This window comes from Microlunatus sagamiharensis (assembly GCF_900105785.1).
GTDB lineage: Bacteria > Actinomycetota > Actinomycetes > Propionibacteriales > Propionibacteriaceae > Microlunatus > Microlunatus sagamiharensis.
On the sequence record NZ_LT629799.1, the window covers coordinates 74,304 to 96,773 of the forward strand.

General features: G+C 72.2%; 20 protein-coding genes and 1 riboswitch. Of the genes, 10 read left to right on the top strand and 10 right to left on the bottom strand.

Features of this window, described 5'->3' with window-relative positions; all coding sequences use genetic code 11:
* Nucleotides 1-9 precede the first annotated feature (9 nt).
* Nucleotides 10-1,200, bottom strand: coding sequence for a mannose-6-phosphate isomerase, class I (manA, locus tag BLU42_RS00345; RefSeq protein WP_091072106.1), 1,191 nt, complete (start codon nucleotides 1,198-1,200; stop codon nucleotides 10-12).
* A 101-nt stretch (nucleotides 1,201-1,301) separates the two neighbouring features.
* On the opposite strand from manA, the gene BLU42_RS00350 reads away from it, so the two are divergent.
* The 6 genes from BLU42_RS00350 to BLU42_RS00375 all read left to right on the top strand — a co-directional run bounded on the left by BLU42_RS00350 (nucleotide 1,302) and on the right by BLU42_RS00375 (nucleotide 9,167).
* Nucleotides 1,302-1,601, top strand: a complete 300-nt coding sequence (locus tag BLU42_RS00350; protein ID WP_091072109.1) for a DUF3263 domain-containing protein — start codon at nucleotides 1,302-1,304, stop codon at nucleotides 1,599-1,601.
* Between the two features lie 55 nt (nucleotides 1,602-1,656).
* Nucleotides 1,657-2,244 (top strand): TetR/AcrR family transcriptional regulator, encoded by a 588-nt coding sequence (locus BLU42_RS00355; protein WP_091072113.1) that lies wholly within the window; start codon nucleotides 1,657-1,659, stop codon nucleotides 2,242-2,244.
* Complete coding sequence (locus BLU42_RS00360) at nucleotides 2,241-3,410, top strand: SGNH/GDSL hydrolase family protein (RefSeq protein WP_091072115.1); 1,170 nt, start codon at nucleotides 2,241-2,243, stop codon at nucleotides 3,408-3,410. The genes BLU42_RS00355 and BLU42_RS00360 overlap by 4 nt, the downstream gene beginning before the upstream one ends.
* Nucleotides 3,411-3,579: 169 nt before the next feature.
* Nucleotides 3,580-3,993: a YciI family protein gene (locus tag BLU42_RS00365; protein ID WP_091072118.1), complete on the top strand. Its 414-nt coding sequence runs from the start codon at nucleotides 3,580-3,582 to the stop codon at nucleotides 3,991-3,993.
* Entirely contained in the window at nucleotides 3,990-5,195 is a 1,206-nt protein-coding gene (locus tag BLU42_RS00370; RefSeq protein WP_231918364.1) for an RNA polymerase sigma factor, read from the top strand. The genes BLU42_RS00365 and BLU42_RS00370 overlap by 4 nt, the downstream gene beginning before the upstream one ends.
* A gap of 165 nt (nucleotides 5,196-5,360) precedes the next feature.
* Entirely contained in the window at nucleotides 5,361-9,167 is a 3,807-nt protein-coding gene (locus BLU42_RS00375) for an ExeM/NucH family extracellular endonuclease (RefSeq protein WP_091072121.1), read from the top strand.
* 92 nt (nucleotides 9,168-9,259) lie between these two features.
* On the opposite strand, the gene BLU42_RS00380 is transcribed toward BLU42_RS00375, so the two are convergent.
* From BLU42_RS00380 to BLU42_RS00400, 5 genes are all read right to left on the bottom strand, one after another.
* On the bottom strand, nucleotides 9,260-9,679 hold the full coding sequence (locus BLU42_RS00380) for a hypothetical protein (RefSeq protein WP_091072125.1): 420 nt from the start codon (nucleotides 9,677-9,679) through the stop codon (nucleotides 9,260-9,262).
* Between the two features lie 51 nt (nucleotides 9,680-9,730).
* The gene (locus BLU42_RS00385) at nucleotides 9,731-10,603 is read right to left on the bottom strand and encodes a DUF350 domain-containing protein (protein WP_091072128.1); all 873 of its coding nucleotides are present in this window, start codon (nucleotides 10,601-10,603) and stop codon (nucleotides 9,731-9,733) included.
* A gap of 34 nt (nucleotides 10,604-10,637) precedes the next feature.
* Nucleotides 10,638-11,996: a glutathionylspermidine synthase family protein gene (locus BLU42_RS00390; RefSeq protein WP_091072132.1), complete on the bottom strand. Its 1,359-nt coding sequence runs from the start codon at nucleotides 11,994-11,996 to the stop codon at nucleotides 10,638-10,640.
* A gap of 163 nt (nucleotides 11,997-12,159) precedes the next feature.
* Nucleotides 12,160-12,615 (bottom strand): hypothetical protein, encoded by a 456-nt coding sequence (locus BLU42_RS00395; RefSeq protein ID WP_091072135.1) that lies wholly within the window; start codon nucleotides 12,613-12,615, stop codon nucleotides 12,160-12,162.
* 91 nt (nucleotides 12,616-12,706) lie between these two features.
* Complete coding sequence (locus tag BLU42_RS00400; RefSeq protein ID WP_231918365.1) at nucleotides 12,707-13,210, bottom strand: hypothetical protein; 504 nt, start codon at nucleotides 13,208-13,210, stop codon at nucleotides 12,707-12,709.
* A gap of 113 nt (nucleotides 13,211-13,323) precedes the next feature.
* Nucleotides 13,324-13,438, top strand: a riboswitch (SAM riboswitch).
* A gap of 16 nt (nucleotides 13,439-13,454) precedes the next feature.
* Between BLU42_RS00400 and thrC the strand changes: the two genes are divergently transcribed.
* Nucleotides 13,455-14,741, top strand: coding sequence for a threonine synthase (gene thrC / locus BLU42_RS00405; protein WP_091072138.1), 1,287 nt, complete (start codon nucleotides 13,455-13,457; stop codon nucleotides 14,739-14,741).
* A complete protein-coding gene (locus BLU42_RS00410; protein ID WP_091072142.1) occupies nucleotides 14,738-15,013 on the top strand; it encodes a MoaD/ThiS family protein in 276 nt (91 codons plus the stop codon). Before thrC ends, BLU42_RS00410 begins: the two co-directional genes overlap by 4 nt.
* Nucleotides 15,014-15,058: 45 nt before the next feature.
* Here the strand turns inward: BLU42_RS00410 and BLU42_RS00415 are convergent, their stop codons facing one another.
* Entirely contained in the window at nucleotides 15,059-15,961 is a 903-nt protein-coding gene (locus tag BLU42_RS00415) for a GRP family sugar transporter (protein WP_157719700.1), read from the bottom strand.
* A 128-nt stretch (nucleotides 15,962-16,089) separates the two neighbouring features.
* Between BLU42_RS00415 and BLU42_RS00420 the strand changes: the two genes are divergently transcribed.
* Nucleotides 16,090-17,208 (top strand): ROK family protein, encoded by a 1,119-nt coding sequence (locus BLU42_RS00420; RefSeq protein WP_091072148.1) that lies wholly within the window; start codon nucleotides 16,090-16,092, stop codon nucleotides 17,206-17,208.
* Between the two features lie 15 nt (nucleotides 17,209-17,223).
* On the opposite strand, the gene BLU42_RS00425 is transcribed toward BLU42_RS00420, so the two are convergent.
* Together BLU42_RS00425 and BLU42_RS00430 are read right to left on the bottom strand one after the other, a co-directional pair.
* A complete protein-coding gene (locus BLU42_RS00425; protein WP_091072152.1) occupies nucleotides 17,224-18,018 on the bottom strand; it encodes an oxygenase MpaB family protein in 795 nt (264 codons plus the stop codon).
* 74 nt (nucleotides 18,019-18,092) lie between these two features.
* The gene (locus BLU42_RS00430; RefSeq protein WP_091072156.1) at nucleotides 18,093-18,596 is read right to left on the bottom strand and encodes a pyridoxamine 5'-phosphate oxidase family protein; all 504 of its coding nucleotides are present in this window, start codon (nucleotides 18,594-18,596) and stop codon (nucleotides 18,093-18,095) included.
* Between the two features lie 204 nt (nucleotides 18,597-18,800).
* Between BLU42_RS00430 and BLU42_RS00435 the strand changes: the two genes are divergently transcribed.
* Nucleotides 18,801-20,864, top strand: coding sequence for a RecQ family ATP-dependent DNA helicase (locus tag BLU42_RS00435; protein WP_091072158.1), 2,064 nt, complete (start codon nucleotides 18,801-18,803; stop codon nucleotides 20,862-20,864).
* 63 nt (nucleotides 20,865-20,927) lie between these two features.
* Here the strand turns inward: BLU42_RS00435 and BLU42_RS00440 are convergent, their stop codons facing one another.
* Nucleotides 20,928-22,400 (bottom strand): glucose-6-phosphate dehydrogenase, encoded by a 1,473-nt coding sequence (locus BLU42_RS00440; RefSeq protein WP_197680558.1) that lies wholly within the window; start codon nucleotides 22,398-22,400, stop codon nucleotides 20,928-20,930.
* Between the last annotated feature and the right edge of the window lie 70 nt (nucleotides 22,401-22,470).

Consider the following 22,470-nt stretch of genomic DNA (forward strand, 5'->3'; position numbering starts at 1 on the left):
GGTGAAGCGTCAGAGACCAGGGCCGGCGAGGAAGCCCGTGCCGTCGCCCGAGGCGGCCGCCGCGGTGGCCGCCTCGACGAACGCCGCCTGTCCGCGCTCGACGGTGATTTCCGAGCCCTCGGACGACAGAGTGATCGAACCTTCGACCATGACGAGCGCGCGCCCGGACTCGGTCGCCGGCACGTCGACCGAGGAGCCGGACGGCGACACGCGCCACAGCGCGAACTCCGTCGCCGGCGTCGGGTACCGGACGACGCCGGGGGAGACGGGCTCAGGCTCGATGCGGTCGTCGGCGATCGGGCGGAAGTCCAGGATGGAGACGAGCTCCTCGACGTCGACGTGCTTGCTGGTCAGCCCGCCGCGCAGGACGTTGTCGGAGTTGGCCATGATCTCGATGCCGGCGCCGTGCAGGTAGGCGTGCAGGTTGCCCGCGTCGAGGAACATCGCCTCGCCGGGCTGCAGCTTCACCCGGTTCATGAGCAGTGCGGCCAGGACGCCGGGGTCGGCTGGGTAGGGGTCGGACAGCCGCCGCACGGTGTCGGCAAGTAGCGCGACATCGGCGTCAGACGAGCCCGCGTCGAGCGAGTTGGCCGCGGTGCGGAGCTCCGACACGTACGACTCCGGGTCCTCGAGCCGCATCACCTTAGAGAAGACCTGCTCGATGCGCTCGGGCTCCGGCACCGACTCGTCGGCGAGCGGCGCGAGCAGCTCACGCGTCCGGAAGGCGCCGAGCTGAGCGACGAGGGCGTACGTCGTGCTGGGGGAGCGGAAGCCGCACAGCGCCTCGGACTCGATGAGCGCGCAGAGCAGCTCGGGCTTGGGCCAGTCGTCCTTGAAGAGCCGGTCCTTGGCGTCACGGGCGACGCCGGCCTTCTCCTCGCGGGCGTAGCCCTCCTCGGCCTGTTGGCGCGAGGGGTGCGCCTGGAGCGACAGCGGCTCGTCGGCGGCCAGGACCTTGAGCAGGTAGGACAGCCGCGGCCCGAACTCCTCGACCGAAGCCTTGCCCAGCACGCCCTCGGGGTCGGCGGCGATGACCTCGTCGATCGAGCGGCCGTCGAGGGTCGCGGGCGCGCTCGGGTGCGCGCCCAGCCAGAGCTCGGCCTGCGGCTCGTCGGTCGGCTCGGTGCCGAGCAGCTCGGGGAGGAAGGTCTTCGAGCCCCAGGCGTACGGCTGCACGACGCCCTTCATGCGCAGGATCACGTGGGAAGCGTAGGAGAATGCTTGCAGATCGACGCGTTTCGCGGCTTAGAACTTGGCGGGGCGAATGACACGAGTGTCATTCGCTGCGTACGCTGCGACTCATGGCGATTCCCGACCAGCAGACGCAGACGACGGCGCACGCGCCCGGGCTGAGCGACCGCGACGCGGAGATCCTCGCCTTCGAGCGGCAGTGGTGGAAGTTCGCCGGCGCCAAGGAGCAGGCCGTCCGGGAGAAGTTCCAGATGTCGGCCACGCGCTACTACCAGGTGCTCAACGCCCTCATCGACAAGCCCGAGGCCCTCGCTGTCGACCCGCTGCTGGTCAAGCGCCTCCGCCGCCTGCGCGAGACGCGGCAGCGGGCACGTTCGGCCAAGCGGCTGGGGTTCGACCTCAACCGCTGAGGCCACGCGTTACCTACGACTTGTAGGCACAAACTAAGGCTGTTAGTTTCGAGGTATGCCTCGAGCAAACCTCTCCTCGCACGTCGTCGTCTCGGCGGCGGCGGAGCTGGCCGACGAGGTCGGGTTCGAGGAGGTCACGCTCTCGGCCGTCGCCCGGCGGCTCGGGGTGCAGACGGCGAGCCTCTACAACCACGTGCGGGACCGTAGCGAGCTCCTCGCCGGGCTCCACGAGTTCGCCCTCGTCGAGCTGGCTGACGAGATCGCCGACGGCGTCGCGGGCAAGGCCGGACGGGACGCGCTCGTCGGGCTGGCCGAGGCGCAGCGAACCTTCGCCCGCAAGCACCCGGGACGCTGGGCGGCTCTGCAGCAGCCGGCGTCGTCGACGACGGCGACCTCGGCCGGTGCTGTCCGCGTCGCCACGCTGACCATGGCCGTGCTGCGCGGCTACGACGTCCCCGAGGCCGAGCTCGTGCACGTCACGCGCTTCCTCGGCGCGACCGTCAACGGCTTCCTCGCGCTCGAGCGCTCGGGCGGGTTCGCGCACCGCGACCCCGGCACCGACGTCTCCTGGCAGCGAGCCCTCACCGCGCTGGACGCCGTCGTCTGCGCCTGGCCGACCACTCCCGATGGAGCACCAGCATGATCACCACGCCGATCACCGAGGCGTACGTCCGCGGCGTCGCCGAGCTCGAACCCACCGCCCGCGGCGTACGGCTCCACCGGCTGCCGGCGTGGGTGCGCGAGCAGTTCCCCGACGGTCAGCTGCTGGCGATGGAGGCGCAGCCGGCCGGGGCGCGGCTCGTGCTGCGGACGACCGCGATGATGGTCGAGCTCGTGTCGCACCCGACGCGGGTGGCGTACCGGGGCGCATACCGGGCGCGCGGCTGCTTCGACTTCTACGTCGACGGTGCCTTCGTGGCGCGCGACGTGCTCGACGGTGGCGACACGGTCATGGTCGACCTGCAGACCGGCTCGACGGCGTACGAGCCGGGAGAGTCGCACACGACGGTGCTGCGGGACCTGCCGGAGGGCGACAAGACGGTCGAGCTCTGGCTGCCGCACAACGAGGGGCTGGAGCTCGTCGCGCTGCGGACCGACGCGCCGGCCGAGCCGGTCGTCGAGACGCGGCCGCGCTGGGTCCACCACGGCAGCTCGATCAGCCACGGCTCGAACGCCGTGGCTCCGAGCGAGACATGGGTCGCCGTGGCGGCCAGGCGGGCAGACGTCGACCTCGTCAACCTCGGGCTCGGCGGCAGTGCGCTGGTCGACCCGTTCCTCGCGCGGGTCGTCCGCGACACCGAGGCCGACGTCATCAGCGTCAAGCTCGGCATCAATGTCGTGAACCTCGACGCGATGCGGCTGCGGGCCTTCGTGCCGGCGGTGCACGGCTTCCTCGACACGATCCGCGACGGGCACCCGGACACGCCGATGCTGCTCGTCTCGCCGATCTTCTGCGGCATCCACGAGGCGACGCCCGGGCCGGGTTCGTTCGACCCGACGACGTTGGGGACAGCTCAGGTCACGTTCGTCGCCACCGGAAACCCGGCCGAGGTCGCGCAGGGCAGGCTCACGCTCGAGGTGATCCGGCGGGAGCTGGCCTCGCTGGTCGAGCGGCGGTCGGGCGATGCGAACCTGCACTACCTCGACGGGCGCGCGCTGTACGGCCCGCAGGACGCGGAGGAGCTGCCGCTCCCCGACGCGCTGCACCCGGGGCCGGAGGCGCACGTGCTGATGGGGGAGAGATTCGCTGAGCTGGCGTTCGGGGAGGGTGGGGTGTTCGGGTTCGCTGCTCGCGGCGGAGAACGCTGACCTCTTCGAGGCCCTTCGACAGGCTCAGGGAGCGTTCTCGCGTCTGCTTCTCGGCAGGCTCAGAAGGCGTTCTCGAAAGTTCTGCCCTAGCGTGTCGAGAACGCTGAACCGGCTCCGTCTCCGTGACGAAGGGCCGCGAGAGGCGCGGCCAGCACGAAGGAACAACGCGATGCCCAAGTACCTGCTGCTCAAGCACTACCGCGGCGGCCCCGAGCTGCCGTACCCCTGCCCGCCGATGCCGGAGTGGGACCCGGCCGACATCGAGGCGCACATGGCCTTCCTCGAGCACGTCAACGTCGTGCTCAAGGAGAACGGCGAGTGGCTCGACGCCCAGGGGCTGTCGATGGACCAGGAGTGGATTCGCTACGGCGGTCCCGACGCCGCGCCGGTCCGCAGCGACGGGCCGCACCCGGAGACCGGTGACCTCGTCGCCGGCTGGTACGCGATCGACGTCGAGTCGTACGAGCGGGCGGTCGAGCTCGCCGCGTGGGTCTCGTCCGAACCCGGCCCGGGCGGGAAGCCCCTCTACGAGTGGATCCAGATCCGCCAGATCATGGAGGCACCGCCGTCGTTCGCGGAGTGACGGAGCCGATGGACGAGGGCCTGCTGCGGGCCCTCGTCCCGCAGGTGATCACGGCGCTGCTGCGCCGGGGTGCGGACTTCGCGAGCGCGGAGGACGCGGTGCAGGAGGCGCTGATCGACGCGCTGCGGACCTGGCCGACGGACCCGCCGCGCGACCCGCGGGCCTGGCTCACCACCGCGGCCGTGCACCGGCTGACCGACGCCGCCCGCAGCGAGGTCGCTCGGCGCCGGCGGGAGGAGCGCGTCGACGAGGAGCCCGAACCGGGACCGACCGAGCAGGCCGACGACACGCTGCTGCTGCTCTTCCTCTGCGCGAGCCCGGAGCTGTCGCCGACCTCGGCGGTCGCGCTCACGCTCCGGGCCGTCGCCGGGCTGACGACCAGGGAGATCGCGGACGCGTTCCTGGTGCCCGAGGCGACGATGGCGCAGCGGATCAGCCGGGCGAAGGCCACGCTCCGGGACCGTCGCCTCGACGCCCCGGCCGACGTCGCCGTCGTGCTGCACGTCCTCCACCTCGCCTACACGACCGGGCACCAGGGCAGCGACGAGCGGCACGACCTGGCGCGCGAGGCGATCCGGCTGACCCGGCAGCTGGTGCTGGCGAGCCCGGAGCCGGAGGTGCGCGGGCTGCTCGCGCTGATGCTGCTGCACCACGCGCGGCACCGGGCGCGCGTCGTCGACGGGCGGCTGGTGCCGCTCGACGAGCAGGACCGCGCCCTCTGGGACCGCGCCGAGGTCGCCGAGGGCGTACGGATCTTGCAGGGCGCGCTCGGCGAGCACCGGCGGGGAAGGTTCCAGGTGGAGGCGGCCATCGCCGCGTTGCACGACGACGCGGCGACGTCGGGGGAGACGGACTGGCCGCAGATCCTGTCCTGGTACGACGAGCTGCTCGCCCTCAGCGTCGACCCGGTCCGAGACGACCCCGCCGCGGTGCTGAGCCGGGCGGTGGCCGTGGGCCACGTCCTCGGGGCGTCGGCGGGCCTCCTCGAGGTCGAGCGGGTGGGACCCGAGCTCAAGGGCCGGCACCGCGTCGACGCGACGCGGGCGTACCTGCTGCGGCTCGCCGGCGACCTGCCCGCGGCGGCGGAGGCGTACGCCCGTGCGGCTGAGCGCTGCACGAGCACGCTCGAGCGTGACCACCTCGTCCGGCAGGCCGCCCTGGCCCAGGCCGCAGGACCTGCGGGCCACGTGAACGGGACGTGACGATCCTGAGGCACACCCCAAGAGGGGGTTGAGTTTTGTCAGTGGCTCGGGAGACAGTGTCCGCGCCCCCGACCCACACCCCGAGGTCAGGGCGACCCCACGAGCCAGGAGATCCCGTTGCCCGAAGGTCCTGACCGCCTCACCTCTTCGCGGAGGCGGCCCCTCATGAGGCACGGCGCCGCCGCCGTCGCCGCTGCTGCCCTCGCGGGCGGCCTCCTCGTCGCGGTGCCGAGCACCGCGTCGGCCGCCACGCCGCTGCCCATCGCCACGATCCAGGGCACCGGCCGCTTCTCGCCCTATGTCGGCAAGAACGTGACCACGACCCCGTCGGTCGTCACCGCGGCCTACCCGACGGGCGGCCTCAACGGCTTCGTCATCCAGACGCCGGGCACCGGTGGCAAGAAGCGCAGCCTCAAGAAGGCCTCTGACGCGGTCTTCGTCTTCACGGGCAAGGCCGGGTTCGACGTGAAGGTCGGCGACCTCGTCACGGTCAGCGGGACGGTCGAGGAGTACCCGGACAGCACGGACCCCGACGCGGACAGCCTCACCGAGATCGGCGGCAAGGTCAGCGTCACGAAGTCCGACGCGTCGTACAAGAAGGTGCAGCCGGTCAGCGGGGTCAGCTGGGCCTCGACCTACGACCGCCGCGAGAACCTCGAGTCGATGCTCTTCTCCAGCACGGAGAAGTGGACGGTCAACGACACCTACGACCTGGGCACCTTCGGCGCGCTGGGCCTCGCCACCGGCGGCCGGCTGGTGCAGCCGACCGACCTCGCGCCCTACGGCAGCAAGGCCGAGCGCAAGCAGGCCGACCGCAACGCCGAGCGTCAGGTCGTGCTCGACGACGGCCAGTCGACCCGGTTCGACTCGACCACCAACCGCGGCACGCCGCCATACATCACGCGCAGCAAGGACGTCCGGATCGGCGACACCGCCAAGCTCGCCGAGCCGGTGGTCGTCGACTACCGCAACGGCGCCTGGACGCTCAACCCGACCCGGCCGACGGCGGCGGGCGACGAGGTCGCCACGCTGACGCGCAAGAGCGTCGAGAAGGTCCCGAACGTCAAGGGCGACGTCTCCGTCGCCTCCTTCAACGTCCTCAACTACTTCACGACGCTGGGGAAGGCGAACGCCTCCTGCAAGGCCAACCCGGTCAGCAGCGACGGCACCCCGAACACGGTGGCCAGCGGCTGCGACCAGCGCGGTGCCTGGGACTCCGCCGACCTCGGCCGGCAGCAGGACAAGATCGTCGACGCGATCAACCAGCTGGACTCCTCGGTCACCGGCCTGATGGAGATCGAGAACTCGGCCAAGCTCGGCGAGACCGCGGACGAGGCGACCAAGACCCTTGTCGGCGCGCTCAACAAGGCGGCCGGGCGGGCCAAGTGGGACTACGTGCCCTCCTCCGACCAGCTGCAGCCGGTCGCCGACCAGGACGTGATCACCAACGCGATCATCTTCCAGCCCGCCGAGGTGACGTGGGCGGGCAAGGCCTACGCCGACGGCAAGGACGCGACCGACGAGGGTGCGTTCTCCAACGCGCGCACGCCGATCGCGGCCAAGTTCACGCCCGTCGGCGGCGGTGCCCCGATGCTCGTCGTGGTCAACCACTTCAAGTCCAAGGGCTCCGCGCCCAGCGACCCGGCCGACCCGAACGCCGACCAGGGGCAGGGCGCCTGGAACGCGGCCCGCGTCGCGCAGTCCAACGCGCTGCTCGCGTGGCTCCCGGGGGTGCAGGCCGACGCCCGCACCGACGCCGTGGCCATGGTGGGTGACTTCAACTCTTACACCCGCGAGGACCCGCTCGAGACCCTCTACGACGCCGGCTGGAGCAACGCAGGCAGCCAGAAGGACTACAGCTACAACTTCGACGGCCTCTCCGGTTCGCTCGACCACGTGCTGCTCAACCCGGCCGCCAAGAAGCGCCTGACGGGCAGCGGCGTCTGGAACATCAACTCGATCGAACCGATCGTGCGCGAGTACAGCCGCTACAAGTCCACCGCGGTCGACTTCTTCCTCGACTCCAACCCCTACCGCGCCAGCGACCACGACCCGGTCAAGGTCGGGCTCAAGCGCGGCAAGGCCAGCGAGGTAACGCTGACGCTGCTCAACTTCAACGACTTCCACGGCCGGATCTCGGGCGCCTCGCCCAGCACGGTCCAGTTCTTCGGGGCGGTCGAGCAGCAGCGGGCGGCGGGCGGCGAGGACAAGACCCTCCTGCTGTCGGCCGGGGACAGCGTCGGCGCGTCGCTCTTCGCGTCGTCGGTGCAGCAGGACCAGCCGACGATCGACGTGCTCAACGCGGCCGACCTCGACGTGTCGGCGGTCGGCAACCACGAGTTCGACCGCGGCTTCGCCGACCTGGACGGCCGCATCCGCAAGGCGGCCGACTGGACCTACCTCGGGGCGAACGTCTACGAGAAGGGCACGACCAAGCCGGCCCTGCCCTCGTACGCCATCGTCGACCGCGGCGGCCTCAAGGTCGGCGTGGTCGGCGCGGTGACGCAGGAGACCTCGACGCTCGTGTCCCCGGCGGGGATCTCGGGGGTCGAGTTCGGTGACCCGGTGGAGGCGGTCAACCGCGTGACCAAGCAGCTGACGGACGGCAAGAAGTCCAACGGCGAGGCGGACGTCGTGGTCGCGGAGTACCACGAGGGAGCGGCGCTCGCGGGCCTCGGGACGAAGGGCGAGGCGCTCGCCTCGCTCGCCGACCAGGAGGCGGCCAGCCCGGTCTTCACCCACATCGTCAACGACACCTCGCCCAAGGTCGCGGCGATCTTCACCGCCCACACCCACCAGCGCTACGTCTACGACGCGCCGGTCCCGGGGGTGGCGGGCGCGACGCGTCCGGTCACGCAGAGCGGCTCGTACGCGCAGTACCTGGCGAAGGTGACCCTGACGGTCGACCTCAAGACCAAGAAGGTGCTCGCCCACACCCAGTCCGACATCGACACCTACACGACCACGCCGTCGAACGACGAGCTCATCGCCTCCTACCCGCGGGTGCGGCGGATCGCGAACATCGTCGACGCGGCGCTCGACCGCGCCGACGAGCTGGGCTCGGTCAAGATCGGTGAGGCCACGCACGAGCTGACGCGGGCCTTCGTCGGCGCGACCGACTCCCGTGCGAAGGAGTCGACGCTCAGCGACCTCGTCGCCGAGATGTACCGCTCCTCGACCTCGTCGCCCGAGCGCGGCTCGGCCCAGATCGGGGTGCAGAACCCCGGGGGCGTGCGGACCGACCTCGACGAGGGCGACATCACCTTCGGCGAGGCGGCCTCGGTGCTGCCGTTCGCGAACTCGCTCTTCACCGTCGACCTGACGGGGGCGCAGTTCAAGACGCTGCTCGAGCAGCAGTGGCAGCGCGACGCGAGCGGCAACGTGCCGACCCGTCCCTACCTCCAGCTGGGCCTGTCGAAGAACGTCACCTACAGCTACGACGAGTCGCTGGCCGAGGGCTCGCGGATCACGTCGATCACGGTGGACGGCAAGGCGATCGACCCGGCGGCGACCTACCGGGTGGCGACGAACAGCTTCCTGGCGGCGGGCGGGGACAACTTCCGCGTCTTCGCCGAGGGGAAGAACAGCAAGGACACCGGCCTGTCGGACCTCGACTCCTGGACCGACTACATCAAGGCCCAGACCCCGGTCAGCCCGTCCTTCGCCAAGCAGGCCGTCCAGGTGTCGCCGCTGCCCAGCACGCTGACCGCGGGGCAGACGACGACGTTCACGCTGTCGTCGTTCGACTTCACCAGCCGGCCCGGGGCCGACGGCGCGTACACGGGGACCGACCCCACGACGACCGCCTTCACGGCCACGCTCAACGGCGCTGAGGTCGGGACGTTCACGGCGTCGGAGGGTTCGGCGACGATCGCCCTGGCCGTGCCGGCCGACGCCGCCCAGGGCGCGGGGACGCTCGTGCTCGAGGGCAGCACGGGCACCACGGTGACCATTCCGGTGACCGTCGGCTGACGCCCACCCGCACGACCCGGACGGCCCGGTCTGACCTCGGTCAGGCCGGGCCGTCCGGCGTCCGGGGGCCTTGCGCCAGCACGACCGAGGCGTCAGCCGCGCGCGATCAGGCCGATCGCGTTGACGACCGTCACGAGGACGCCGATGCCGCCGAGGACGTAGGGCCAGTAGCGCACCGGGACGAAGAACAGGCTCGAGCGCGGCTGCACGTAGACGGGCCGTCCGGTCTGCGGGTGGATCACCGGCACCGGCCGGTGGGTCTGGTTGCCGACGCGCTGGGGGAGCGGCTCCAGCATGAACTGCTGCTGCGGCTTGTCGAGGTGCGGGGTGAGGACGAAGCGGTCCAGCAGGTAGGTGTAGACCGCCGCGGCCATCAGCCCGATCCCCACGAACATCCCGAAGGCCGTGTCAGCGCGGTCACGGAAGACGAGCGCGTCGAGCAGGGCGCCGGTCCCGATGCCGAGACCGATGCAGACGAAGACGAGTATTCCCCAGCGGGACCAGATGATCACGGAGCAGGACCATAGCCGGGCTCAGGGTCAGAGGCGCCTTGCCCGAGGAGGTCAGAGCTGCGTGCGGACGACCGCCGCGACCGAGATCGCCACGACGACGAGCAGGACGGCGCTGAAGGCCGAGGCGGTGGTCCGCTGCTGCTCCTGGATCTGGCGCAGGGTCCACGACCGGAGGATCAGCCGGTTGGTCACCCAGCGGAACAGGTAGAGCATCACGACGGCGAAGAGGGTCGTGGCGGCGAAGGCGACGAGCCCGTCGGTCCAGCCGGTGAAGTCGCCGGCGACCCCCTCGCGCACGACGATCCCGACCGCGGTCAGCAGACCGCCCGCCTCGAAGGCGGCGGTGAGGCTCCGGTCGCGGACCAGCTGCCGCACCGACCATGGCGTCACCGCCTCGTGCAGCCAGAACACGCCGACGACGACCGCGAGTCCGAGCAGGCCGAAGACGACGGTGCTGGCCAGGCTGAGCCCGAAGGTCTCGGCCGAGCCGGTCAGCGAACCGTTGAGCACGAAGCCGAAACCGAGGTAGAAGCCGGCCTCCAGGACGCCGAGGGCGGTGTTGCCCGCGAGGAGCTCCTCGGTGTTCCGCTCACGCAGCAGGACGGCGTCGACGAGGTAGCGCGCGCCGAGCAGGGCGACGAAGACCCAGGCGAGCTGCGCGGCCTGGAGGGGGAGCGTGTTCCAGGGGTGGTCGCCGTCGCCGCGCGTGATGGTCGGCAGCGCGGCGATCCCGAACGCGAGCACCAGCGCCACGCGCTGGACGAGGTAGGCGACGCTGCCCTGCTCGAAGAGGACCTCGCGGTCGTCGAAGTGGGTGAGCGCGTTGTGGGTGACCCACAGCAGGCCCCCGACGACGAGGGCGAGCAGCAGGCTGACCGCGGCGGCTGGCCAGCTCAAGGCCATCGCGTACAGGTAGTCGAACATCGGGACGTCCTCGGGCTGGGGGTGGAGGAGCGGGTCAGGAGCGGACGACGTGCGGCACGCACACGCTGAGGTTGTCCACGACGACGGTCTGGTTCTCGCGGATGTCGAGGCCGGCCGGCTCGCCGTCGACGACGAAGATGCCCAGCGTGGCGTAGTTGTCGCCCTCGAAGCCGACGAAGTCCGGGCTCGGCGCGTAGAGCTGGATGACGCCCGGCTCGTCGCCGTACGGGCCGGGGGTGTCGAGGACGGTCTGGCCGTCGACGACGACGCGGACGTTCGCTCCCTCGCGGCCGAGGATCGGCTTGCGGACGTAGCTCTCGAGCCCGTCGGGCTGCTCGCCCTCGAACCAGGCCGGGATCAGCAGCCGGCTCCGTTCCGGGTCGCGGCCGTAGAGCTGCCACAGCACCGGCAGCAGGCCCTTGTTGGACCAGAGCATCTTGTACGGCGGCTCGATCCAGACGGTCCCGCCCGCGCGGCGCATGTCCTCGAACACGGCCGGGCCGAACTCCTCGGCGACCATGTGCTCCCAGGGGTAGAGCTTGAAGACGATGTCGAGGTGGTCGCCCGCGACCCCGCTGGTGCCGTCGTAGAAGCGGCCGTCCTCGCCGAGGTGGATCTTCTCGACGTAGAGCCAGCGGGTCTCGTAGCCGGCGTCGGTGCAGGCCTGCTGCATGACGCGCAGGTTCTGCAGGTCCTCGTACGAGCTGCCCTCGACCCGGACGTCGCCGCGCTGCTCCGGCGGCACCAGGTGCGCGAGCTCGGGCAGCAGGTTGTCCTGCCAGGTGCACGCGAAGTGGACGACCGGCTTGTGGCCGAGCGCCTCCTCGGCCTCGGCGAGGTTGCGCCGCCACGCGGCGACGAGCATCTCGTAGATCTCGTTCCACTGGTCGTCGCCCTGGCGGGTCTGGTCGAACCAGGCCCACTGGATCACCGCGGCCTCGAGCAGCGAGGTGGGGGTGTCGGCGTTGAACTCGTAGAGCCGGATCCGCCCGAGCGCCTCGTCAGCGCCGTCCTGGAGGTCCGTGCAGGCCGGGTCGAGCAGCCGGTTGCCCCCGTAGACGACGTCGAAGCGGCCGTAGACGCTGCCCCACTCCGGCGTGCGGTTCCAGGTGGCGGAGATGGCGGGCAGCGCCCAGCGCGGGATGCCCATCTTGTCGGTCGTCTCGGGGTGGGCGAGCATCCAGTCACCGGCGCTCACGCACATCTCGAAGAGCGTCGTCGCGTCGGCGTGCATCTGCTCGACCTCGGCGGCCGAGAACGCGTAGTGCGCGGCCTCGCTCCAGTAGGAGCGGGTGCGGCCGTCGGGCAGCTGCGTCTGCCAGTAGGTCAGGCCCTGGTCGGCGACGAGCTGGGGCCAGTTGTCGCGGGTCTTGCCGGTGGGTCGACGTTCCACGGGAGGTCGTGTCTCCTCAGGTCCGGCTCGTGCAGGCGTGGCATCCGCGCCCGGTGCGGCACGTCGGGGGAACGAGAGCGCAGCGGGCTGCGCCGAGTGAGCCTGGCGCAGCCGGTCGGGATGCGGGGCCACGCCTGCGCCCGTCGGAATGAGGAGGCACGACCTAGCTCCCGGTCCCGCCCTGGGAGCCGCCGAAGCCGCCGCCCTTGGACGTGCCGGCCTTGGTCCCGCCCGACTTGCCCGAGGCCGAGCGGGACCGCGTCACGGTCCCGCCGAGCCCGCCGGAGCCGGTGACGCGCCCCGTCCGCGGGAGCCCGGCGCGCTCACGGGCGACCGGGTCGTTGTAGGGGACGACCGAGGTGCGCTGGCTGACCGGCAGCTGATAGCCCAGGCCGCGGCCCCCACCGAAGCCGCCGATCCAGATGAAGCCGGGGAAGCCGCCGCGGTAGCCGTCGTCGCAGCGCGACTCGTCGACCACCTTGCCGTCGGCGTCGGCGCAGTAGACGTCCTCGGTGACCTGGTCGTCCTGCGCGCTGCAGGCGGTGAGGATCCCGGACGCGGCCAGCGCCGTCGACAGCGCCAGCGCTGACAGCCGGGGGACGCGGGACCTGGGCACCATCGAGGGGACTCCTTGCGCACGGGCGGGGCGCGGGCGCCCCGGGGAAGGTCTCAAGGATGCGGGTAGAGGGGTCAACTTCGCTGGGCCGCGCTCAGCCGGCGCGCCCCCGACCGGCTCCATGGCGTCGACGACGGCGTCGCAGCGACCGGACGGGACGCTCGACGTAGCCGCCCGCGACCAGCCCGGCGCGGCGCTCGAAGACGTTGCCCGACGCGCGGTCGCCGGTCCGCACGACCGACCAGCCCATCGCCAGGACGTAGAGGCCGAGGTAGGGCAGGCCGAGGCAGCGGGCGTACTGGCGGGCGTGGAGCTCCTCGTGGCGCAGCAGGTCCGGTGTGCGCCGCAGCAGCGCGTCGAAGGAGCGGGCCGTGATGATCACGTCACCGACGGTGAAGGCGCCGGCGACGGGGAAGCGGAACCGGTAGCCCTCGGCCAGCACCAGCCCGTACGGCCCCGGACGCCGGCGGGCACCGCCGAGGCGGGCGACGAGCAGGCCGAGCGGGGTCGAGAGGTTCGCCCGGTTGGCCCGCCGGCGGCGGCGCTCGGCCGGGGTCAGCGGCGCTCCCGCGTCCTGGCCCGAGCGATCCTGCGGCATGCGCCGAGCGTAGATCACGCGCTCTGTCTCGCACTCTGGTCAGCCGGATCAGCATGCGGACCAGAACGTGACCGCGCACCGGTTCTCCGGGCCGGGCGTCCTAGAGTTGTCCACGTTCATCCAGAGGGGGACGAGGGACCGGCCCTGTGACTCCCCGGCAACCGGCTGACAGCCAGACACGGTGCCACTTCCGGCTTCGGGCGAAAGTCGCCCGAGGACAGATGATGCGTGAGGACGAATCGTCATGACCGCGGTGCTCGACACCCAGGTACCCCCGCCCGCCGGCGTCCGTGAAGGTGCCTTCGGCAACGCCACCCACCTCGTGTGCCGGGCCTGCGGGGAGAAGTCCCCGCTCGGCCCCTTCTACGCGTGCATGGAGTGCTTCGGCCCGCTCGAGGTCGGCTACGACTTCCCGCGGGTCACCCGTGAGCAGATCGAGGCGGGCCCGAAGAGCATCTGGCGCTACGCGCCGCTGCTGCCGGTGCCCTCCGACATCACCACCTTCCGCTCGACCGACCCCGGCTTCACCCGCCTCGTCGACGCGGGCAACCTGGCCGCCGACCTCGGCGTGCGCAAGCTCTGGGTCAAGGACGACTCCGGCAACCCGACGCACTCCTTCAAGGACCGCGTCGTCGCCGTCGCCCTCTCGGCGGCCCGCGAGCTCGGCCTGACCGTGCTGGCCTGTCCCTCGACGGGCAACCTGGCCAACGCGGTGGCCGCCGCCGCGGCGCGCGCCGGCATCCGCTCCGTGGTGATGGTCCCGTCCAACCTCGAGCAGCAGAAGATCATCGCCTCCGCGGTCTACGACACGACCCTGATCGCGATCGACGGCAACTACGACGACGTGAACAAGCTCGCGAGCGAGATCGCCGGCGAGGAGGAGGGCTGGGCGTTCGTCAACGTCAACGTCCGCCCCTACTACGCCGAGGGCTCCAAGACGCTGGCCTTCGAGATCGCCGAGCAGCTCGGCTGGCGCCTGCCCGACCAGGTCGTCGTGCCGGTCGCCTCGGGCTCGCAGCTGACCAAGATCGACAAGGGCTTCGGCGAGCTGGTCAAGCTCGGGCTGGTCGAGGACAAGCCGGTCAAGATCTTCGGCGCGCAGGCCACGGGCTGCTCGCCGGTCGTGCAGGCGTACGAGGCCGGCCAGGACGTGGTCGCGCCCGTGCGGCCCGACACGATCGCCAAGTCGCTGGCCATCGGCAACCCGGCCGACGGGCCGTACGTGCTCGACGTGGTGCGCCGCACCGGCGGCCGCATCGCCGACGTCGACGACGAGACCGTCGTGCGCAACATCGTGCGGCTGGCCCGCACCGAGGGCATCTTCGGCGAGACCGCCGGCGGCGTGACCCTCGGCGTGACGGCCCGCCTGCTCGCCGAGGGCGACCTCGACCCGGACGCGGAGACCGTGTTCATCAACTCCGGCGACGGGCTCAAGACCCTCGACGCCGTGTCCTCGCACGTCGGGCCCAAGACGACGATCCCGCCGCGCTACGAGGCGTTCACCGACTTCTGGAGGAGCTACAGCGCATGAGCGCCCACGTCCGCATCCCCACCATCCTGCGCACCTTCACCGGCGGGCAGAACGAGGTCGAGGCCAGCGGCCACACCGTGGCCCACGTGCTGGAGTCCCTCGACGCCGACTACCCCGGCATCAAGGACCGCATCGTCGACGGCGAGGGCAAGCTGCGCCGGTTCGTGAACGTCTACGTCGGTGACGACGACGTGCGGTTCGTCGGCGGGCTCGAGGCCGAGGTCGCCGACGGCGCCAAGGTCTCGATCATCCCGGCGGTCGCGGGAGGCTAGACCCGACCTCGTCGTGGGACGCGGCGGGCCTGCGTCCCACGGACCTCACCGCATCGCGGCGATGACGGCGCCGCCGACCCCGGCCACCGCGATCCCGGCGAGCACCCGCCGGGCCTGGCTGGTGCCGGGGCGGGGGACGCGGAACACCCAGATGCCGATCGCGGCGTTCACCGCGAGGCTGAGCTGGGCGATCGTGAAGCCCGTCCCCGTGCCCACCCGGGCGACCAGGGCCAGCAGCAGCAGGTTGCCGACGCCGAAGACCACGCCCGCGCCGACCTGGGTGGCGGCGACCCTCGGCGCGAGGCGCACGGGCGCCCGCGCCGTGAGGGCCAGCACGAGCGCGCCGACGAGGATGCCCAGCGCGAGGGGCAGGTTGCTCGCCTGCGCCGACGTCGCCGCCCACTGGGCCGGGATGAAGTAGCTCCCCCAGAGCACGCCCGCCGCCACGGCCCACAGGAGGCCGGGCGACCGGAGCCGCGTGGTGCGTGCGCCGGGACCGGTCGCCCCGGCCGTACGCGCCTGCGAGCCCGAGATCAGGAGCACCCCGACCACCACGGCGACGAAGGCGAGCCCGAGCAGCGCGAGGCGGTCGGGGGTGAAGCCGTCGAGCTCGCCGAAGAGGAGCGCGCCCCAGGCGAAGGCCACCACGATGTTCAGCGGCGTCCAGGTGCCTGCGGCGCGGGCGAGCCCGATGGTGGCGGAGGCCCGGAAGACGCAGTAGTTACCGGCGGCCCACACCACGCCGCCGAGCAGCGGGAGCCAGAAGCCGCGCCAGCCGAAGGACAGGCCGCTGCCGCCAGCGATCAGGAATGCGACGCCCGCGAACGCGGCGTTGCCCACCGCCACGTGCACGAGGCGGGTGCGGTCGGGCACGCCCGGACGGAGCTGGGCGAGCGGGATCCAGGTCCCGAAGGCGAGGACCAGGGCGGCGGCCAGGAGGACGCTCACCTCCACGCCCGTGCGCGGGTGGAAGCCGCGCCGGTGCGCGGGAGGACGCGGCGTCGCCGCTCTGCGAGGGTGGGTGCAGGCACTCCTGCATAATAGACTCTGAATTAGAGTAAAAGGAAGGGCGGACCGTGGCGACCCGTGCGACCGACCTGCTCGCCGTCGTCCACGCCCGTCCGGGCGTGACGCGCTCGGCGGCGGCGAAGGTGGTCGGCATCGGCACCGGGGCGTCCACCGAGCTCGTGGCCAGGCTCGTCGAGGCCTCCCTGCTGAGCGAGACCGCGGCTCCTCCCAGCGGCGCCCGCGGGAGGCCCACGACCGTCCTCACCGCGCACCCGCGGGGCCCGCTCGTCCTCGCCGCGGAGGTCACGAACGCGTCCTGGCGCGTGGACGCCGTCGAGCTCGGGGCCGGCGCGGTCGACCAGGCCGGCGGCTCGCTCGACGACCCGGGCTGGGCGTCGGTGTCGGCCGCGCTGTCGGAGGCCGTCGCCGGGCTCCGCGCGCGGCACGGGGAGCGCGTCCGGGCCCTCGGCGTGGCGGTGCCGGGGACCGTGTCGCGCGCGCTCCGGGTGACCTCGTCGCCGCTCGGCTGGGACGGCGTCGACCTGCGCGCGGTGTGGCCGGACGCACCGCTGCTGGTGGCCGGCAACGACGCGACCCTGGCCGCGGCCGCGGAGTCGCGTCGCGGCGCGGCCGCGGACGCCGCGGTGGTGCTGCACCTGCGGGTGGAGTCGGGCCTCGGCGGTGCCGTCGTCGACCACGGCGTCGCGCTGACGGGGGCGACGGGTGCGGCGGGGGAGTTCGGTCACATGCCGCTGGGCGACCCCGAGGTGCTGTGCCCCTGCGGGGCGCGCGGCTGCTGGGGCACCGCGGTCGACGGCTCGGCGCTGGCCTTACTGCTGGGTCGGCCGGTGCCGGCGGACCCGGTCGCGTTCGGCCGCGAGCTGCTGGGACGAGAGCGTCTGGACCGCCAGGAGCACGACGCCGTGCTCGTCGTCGCCGCGGCCCTCGGGCGTGGGGCGGCCGGGCTGGTCAACGGGCTGGACGCCGACGTCGTCACCCTCGGCGGCCTGGCCGCCGACCTGCTGCGCGCCGCGCCGGACGCGCTGCACGAGGCGTACGCGGGCGGGCTCATGGCCTACCGGCGCAGCAGCCCGCCGCCGCTGGTGCCCGCTGCCCTCGGCGAGGACGGTCCCGTCGTCGGCGCCGCAGACCTGGCGTGGGACGCGCTGCTGCCGACCCTCGCGTGAGGGCGGACGGCGGCGTCAGGCCGCCCGCAGCCCCCGGGTCCGCCGCAGCGCCGCGCCGTACATCGGGTTGCCGGAGACGACGAGGGGGAGGGTTCCGAGGACGCGGCGCAGCGCGAACCCGTTGAGGGTCGCCAAGGCGTCGGAACCGGGCAGCGCGGGCAGGCCGTAGAGGCGGCGGGCCCACGGCGGGAGCATGGCGATGCCGAGCGTCACCAGTCCGGCCCAGGCCGGGCGGGCCGGCGTCGTCACCCGCACCCAGCGCGGCATCTGCGGGCGCATGAACTTCAGCGTGTTGCGCCGGGCCACCTCGGTGACGTGCAGCTGGGGGCGGACGTCGGCGTAGTAGTCCTCGACGTCGGCCTCGCTGGCCGGGACCGTGCTCGGGTCGATGCCCACGAGGCGCGCGCTCTCGCGCATCTCGTCGACGTAGCGGTCGCCGTCGCCAGGACGCAGGACGCCGCCGCAGCGCCGGTAGGTCGAGAGGAACGACTCGGTCTCGGTCACGTGGACCCAGGTGAGCAGCGCGGGGTCGTCGACCTTGTACGCGAGCCCCGTCTCCGGCTCGACGCCCGGCGGCAGGGCCGCGTGGACGCTGCGCAGGATCTTGCCCGCCCGCTCGGCCTCGCGGGTGGTGCCGTAGGTGACGGTTCCGACCCATTCACCGGTGCGCTGCAGCCGGCCCCACATGTCCTCGAACCACACGGTGTTGTCGTCGAAGCCCGCCATGACGAGCGGGTGGACGGCCTGCAGGGACAGCGCGCGGAAGCCCGCGAGCGCCATCGACTGGTCGCCGTGGATGCGCCAGGTCACCGACCCCGGGCCGAAGAGCCCCGGATCCCCCTGCTCGGGCTGCTCGGGCTGGTCGGCCCGCTCGGCCTGGGTGGTCAGCTGTCCGCCCCCAGCTCGACCTTCTCGTTGTCCCCGCCGGAGTAGCGCTCGCCGGTGACCTTGGCCTTGACCAGGCTCAGGACCGTGGCGACGCGGCCGCCGGGGGTGTCCCAGTACTCGGCGGTCTCGCCGCTGACCTTGATCAGGACGATCGAGTCGTCCTCGGGGCCCTGCGGGAACCAGGCCTCCATGCCGGCGGACCAGAGGTCCTTGGCCTTCTGCACGTCCTCGACCACCTCGGCGGAGCCGTTGATCGACACCCAGCTGCTCGTCGAGGCCAGCGTCACGGCGACGTGCGGGTTGGCCCGGACGTGGGAGACCTTGCGGGAGTCGCGGGAGGAGAAGAACCACAGGTCGCCGTCGCCCTCCACCTCCTGGTGCTGCATCGGGCGGCTCACGAGCTCGCCGTCGGCGTCGACGGTGGTGAGCATCGCGAACTTGATGTCGGAGGTGAGGTCCGCGACCTTGGCCTGGCCGTCGCTGTCGCTGCTGGGGGTCATGAATCTTGTTTGCCCCGCGCGGCCGTTCCGGACGCCTCCGAGCGCGGATTCACGGTGAGTTCACAGGTCGGAGAGCGTCCGCGGGCCGCAGGTCGTGGGCCGAAGGCGTGCCGGTCGTCCACAGGGCGAGCCCGGTACGCCGCTCGTCGTCCACAGCGTCCGCGTCGAGCGGCACATCCGGGTCCCGACGACGACAGTGACAGCATGAGCACGATGACCACGGACCGGACGACCAGCACCGCCGCCTCCGTCCTCGAGCGCGTGATCGCGGCGATGGCGGGACCGGACGCACGACCACGCGCCGACCAGGTGCGGGCGGTCGAGGAGCTCGTCGAGCACCACCGGCGGGTCCTCGTCGTGCAGGCCACCGGGTGGGGCAAGTCGGCGGTCTACTGGGCCGCCACCGCCGCGCTGCGCGAGCAGGGCGCGGGACCGACGCTCGTCGTCTCGCCGCTGCTGGCCTTGATGCGCGACCAGATCGCCGCGGCCGAGCGCGCCGGTCTCAGGGCCGCGACGATCAACTCCACCAACCTCGACGCCTGGTCGCAGGTGCTCACCGACGTCCGCGACGGCACGATCGACGTGCTCCTGATCTCCCCGGAGCGCCTGGCCAACCCGGCCTTCGCCGCCCAGCTGCCCGACCTGCTGCACACGGTGGGCCTGCTGGTGATCGACGAGGCGCACTGCGTCTCGGACTGGGGCTTCGACTTCCGCCCCGACTACCAGCGGCTGACCCGCAGCATGCTCGGCCTCGCTCCCGGCACACCGGTCCTGGCGACCACGGCGACCGCCAACGAGCGGGTCACCGCCGACGTCGCCACGCAGCTCGGAGACGACACGGTGACCCTGCGCGGTTCGCTGGCCCGGGCGTCGCTGACCCTCGCCGTCGTGCCGAGCATGTCGGTCCTCGAGCGGTACGCCTGGGTCGCCGAGGCGCTGCGCTCCATGCCCGGTTCCGGGATCGTCTACGTCCTGACCGTGGCCGAGACGCAGCGGGTCACGTCGTTCCTCACCGAGCAGGGGCTCGACGTGGCGGCGTACTCGGGCCAGACCGAGAACCGCGAGGAGCTGGAGGACCGGCTCCGCGACAACGAGGTCAAGGCGCTCGTGGCCACGTCGGCGCTGGGGATGGGCTACGACAAGCCCGACCTCGCCTTCTGCATCCACCTCGGCTCGCCGAGCTCGCCCGTCGCGTACTATCAGCAGGTCGGGCGCGCGGGTCGTGCGCTCGACGACGCCGTGGCCGTGCTGGTGCCGGCCGAGTCCGACGAGCGGATCTGGGACTACTTCGCGACCGCCGGGATCCCCGACGAGCAGCAGGTCGAGCGGGTGCTCGACGTCCTCAACGCCGAGCCGCAGTCGCTCCCGACGATCGAGTCGGCGACGGGCATGCGGCGCGGCCGCCTCGAGGGGCTGCTCAAGATCCTCGCCGTCGACGAGGCGGTCGAGCGCCGGGCCGGCGGCTGGGTCTCGACGGGCAGGCCCTGGTACTACGACGACGCCAAGTGGACGTCGCTGCGCCAGGTCCGGGCCGCTGAGGCCGACCTGATGCGTTCGTACGCCCACGGCGAGGGCTGCCTCATGCAGTTCCTGCAGCAGGCGCTCGACGACCCCGACCCGCACCGCTGCGGCCGCTGCTCGGTGTGCACCGGGCGTCTGCCCGCGCCCGGGGCACGGCCGTCGGAGGAGACGGTCGCCTCGGCCCGCGCCTTCTTCCGCGGGCAGGACGTCGTGGTCGAGCCGCGCAAGCTCTGGCCCAGCGGGGTCGAGCGCAAGGGCCGGATCGGCTTCCTCCAGTCCGGTCGTGCGCTGGCCTTCGCCGACGACCCGGCCTGGAGCACCGAGCTGGCGCGGCTGTGGCAGCAGGACCAGGCCGCGCCGCCGGCCGTCCTCGAGGGCGCGGTCGAGGTGCTCAAGCGCTGGTCGAAGAGCTGGGACCGTCCGGTGGCGGTGGTGGCCATGCCGTCGCGGCGCTTCCCGCGGCTCGTCACCTCGGTGGCGGAGCACCTCGCGCGGATCGGGCGCCTGCCGCTGGTCGACGCCCTCGAGGTCGGCGGCCCACCGCCGAGCGTCGACGCGAGCTCGGCCACCCGCGTGCGTGACCTGCTGGTGCGGACGCGGCTGCGGCCCGAGGTGTCCTTCGACGGGCCCGTGCTGCTGGTCGACGACACGATCCGCAGCCGCTGGACGCTCACCGTGGCCGGGGCGCTCCTCGCCGACGCCGGAGCCACCCAGGTCCTGCCGCTGGCCCTGCACCAACTGCCCTGAGCGTGGTCGAGGCGACCGGAGCAGGTGCTCCGGCCGCCTCGGTGCCGCGCGGGTGGTGCGGGTTCAGCTGATCGGCGGGCTGACCTTCTTCTCGAGGAGCCAGCCGACGCCGTCGGTGAGCGCCTCGGCGGCCTCCGGGCCCCAGGAGCCGCCCTCGTAGATCTCGATCTTCGGCCGCGCGTCGGTGAGCATCGGCTGGAACGCCTCGAACGCCGACTGCAGACCCGCCGAGCTCGTGAAGAGCATCCGGTTGCCCGAGAGGACGTCGTGGATCAGCGAGGTGTAGGGAGCCATGGCGCCGTCGGCGACGTTCTGCAGCTTGAGCGACGTGGCGCTGGCCGCCGGCACGGCGTCCGGGCCGGGCTTCTTGACCGTGAGCTGCACGTCGATCGCGCCGTTGCCCTTGAGGTCGAAGACGATGGCGTTGGCGTTGGCGGGCACGTGCTTGAGCGGGCCCTCCGCGGCCTTGAGCACCAGGCTGACGCGCTGGGCGCTCGTGCCCATCATCTTGCCGGTGCGCAGCAGGAAGGGGACGCCCTGCCAGCGGTCGGTGTCGACCCACAGCTTGGCGGCCACGAAGGTCTCGGTCTGCGAGTCGTCGGGCACACCGTCGATGTCGGTGTAGCCGCGGTACTGGCCGAGCACGACCTCGTCGGGCGACAGCGGGCGGAAGGCGGCGATGACGGACTCGCGGGCGTTCTGCACGTCCTCGTCGGCCATGCTGACCGGCGGCTCCAGGGCGACCTCGGCCGCGACCTGGAAGAGGTGCGTGACGAGCATGTCGAGCATCGCGCCGGTCGCGTCGTAGAAGTCGGCGCGATCGGCGACGTCGAGGGTCTCGGGGACGTCGATCTGGACCTGGGCGATGCTGTCGCGGCACCAGACGTCGCCGAAGAGGCGGTTGGCGAAGCGCGTCAGGTAGAGGTTCTGGGTCGCCTCCTTCCCGAGGAAGTGGTCGATCCGGTAGACCTGCTCCTCCTCGAAGACCGAGTGCACCAGGTCGTCGAGCTCGTGGAAGCTCTTGAGCGACTCGCCGTACGGCTTCTCGTAGACCGCCTTGGCGTTCTTGGCGAGGTCGTGGGCCTTGACGGCCTTCGTCGTCGCCTCGAAGGCATGCGGCGGGATCGCCATGTAGTGCACGAGGTGCACGCTCGCCCCGAGCTCCTTCTCGGCCTCCTCGATCACGTCGAGGAGGCTGCCCGGGTTGTCCTCGCGGAAGCCGCCGCCGGCGAAGCGCACGTTCGCCGCGAAGCCCTTGAACTCGTCCTCGTCCGGCGTCTCGGCGAACTCGGTGAGCACGTCGTGGATGTGGGCGGTGAAGTCCTCGTGCGAGACGTCGCCGCGGCCGTTGCCGATCAGCCGGAACTGCTTGGGCAGCAGGCCGCGGGTGTACAGCTCGTAGATGGCCGGCAGCACCATGCGCTTGGCCAGGTCACCGGTGCCTCCGTAGAGGATGATCGCGGTGGGCTCGTCGATGGGGTCGGGCTGCTGGTCCTGCGAGGTCTCGGACTCGGGCGCGTCAGGCGTGTTCGGCACACCTCAGTCTCTCCCTTGGCGCTGCTGCCGCGCAGGGAGGCCCCGGACCCGAGACAGGTCCGGCGACGGC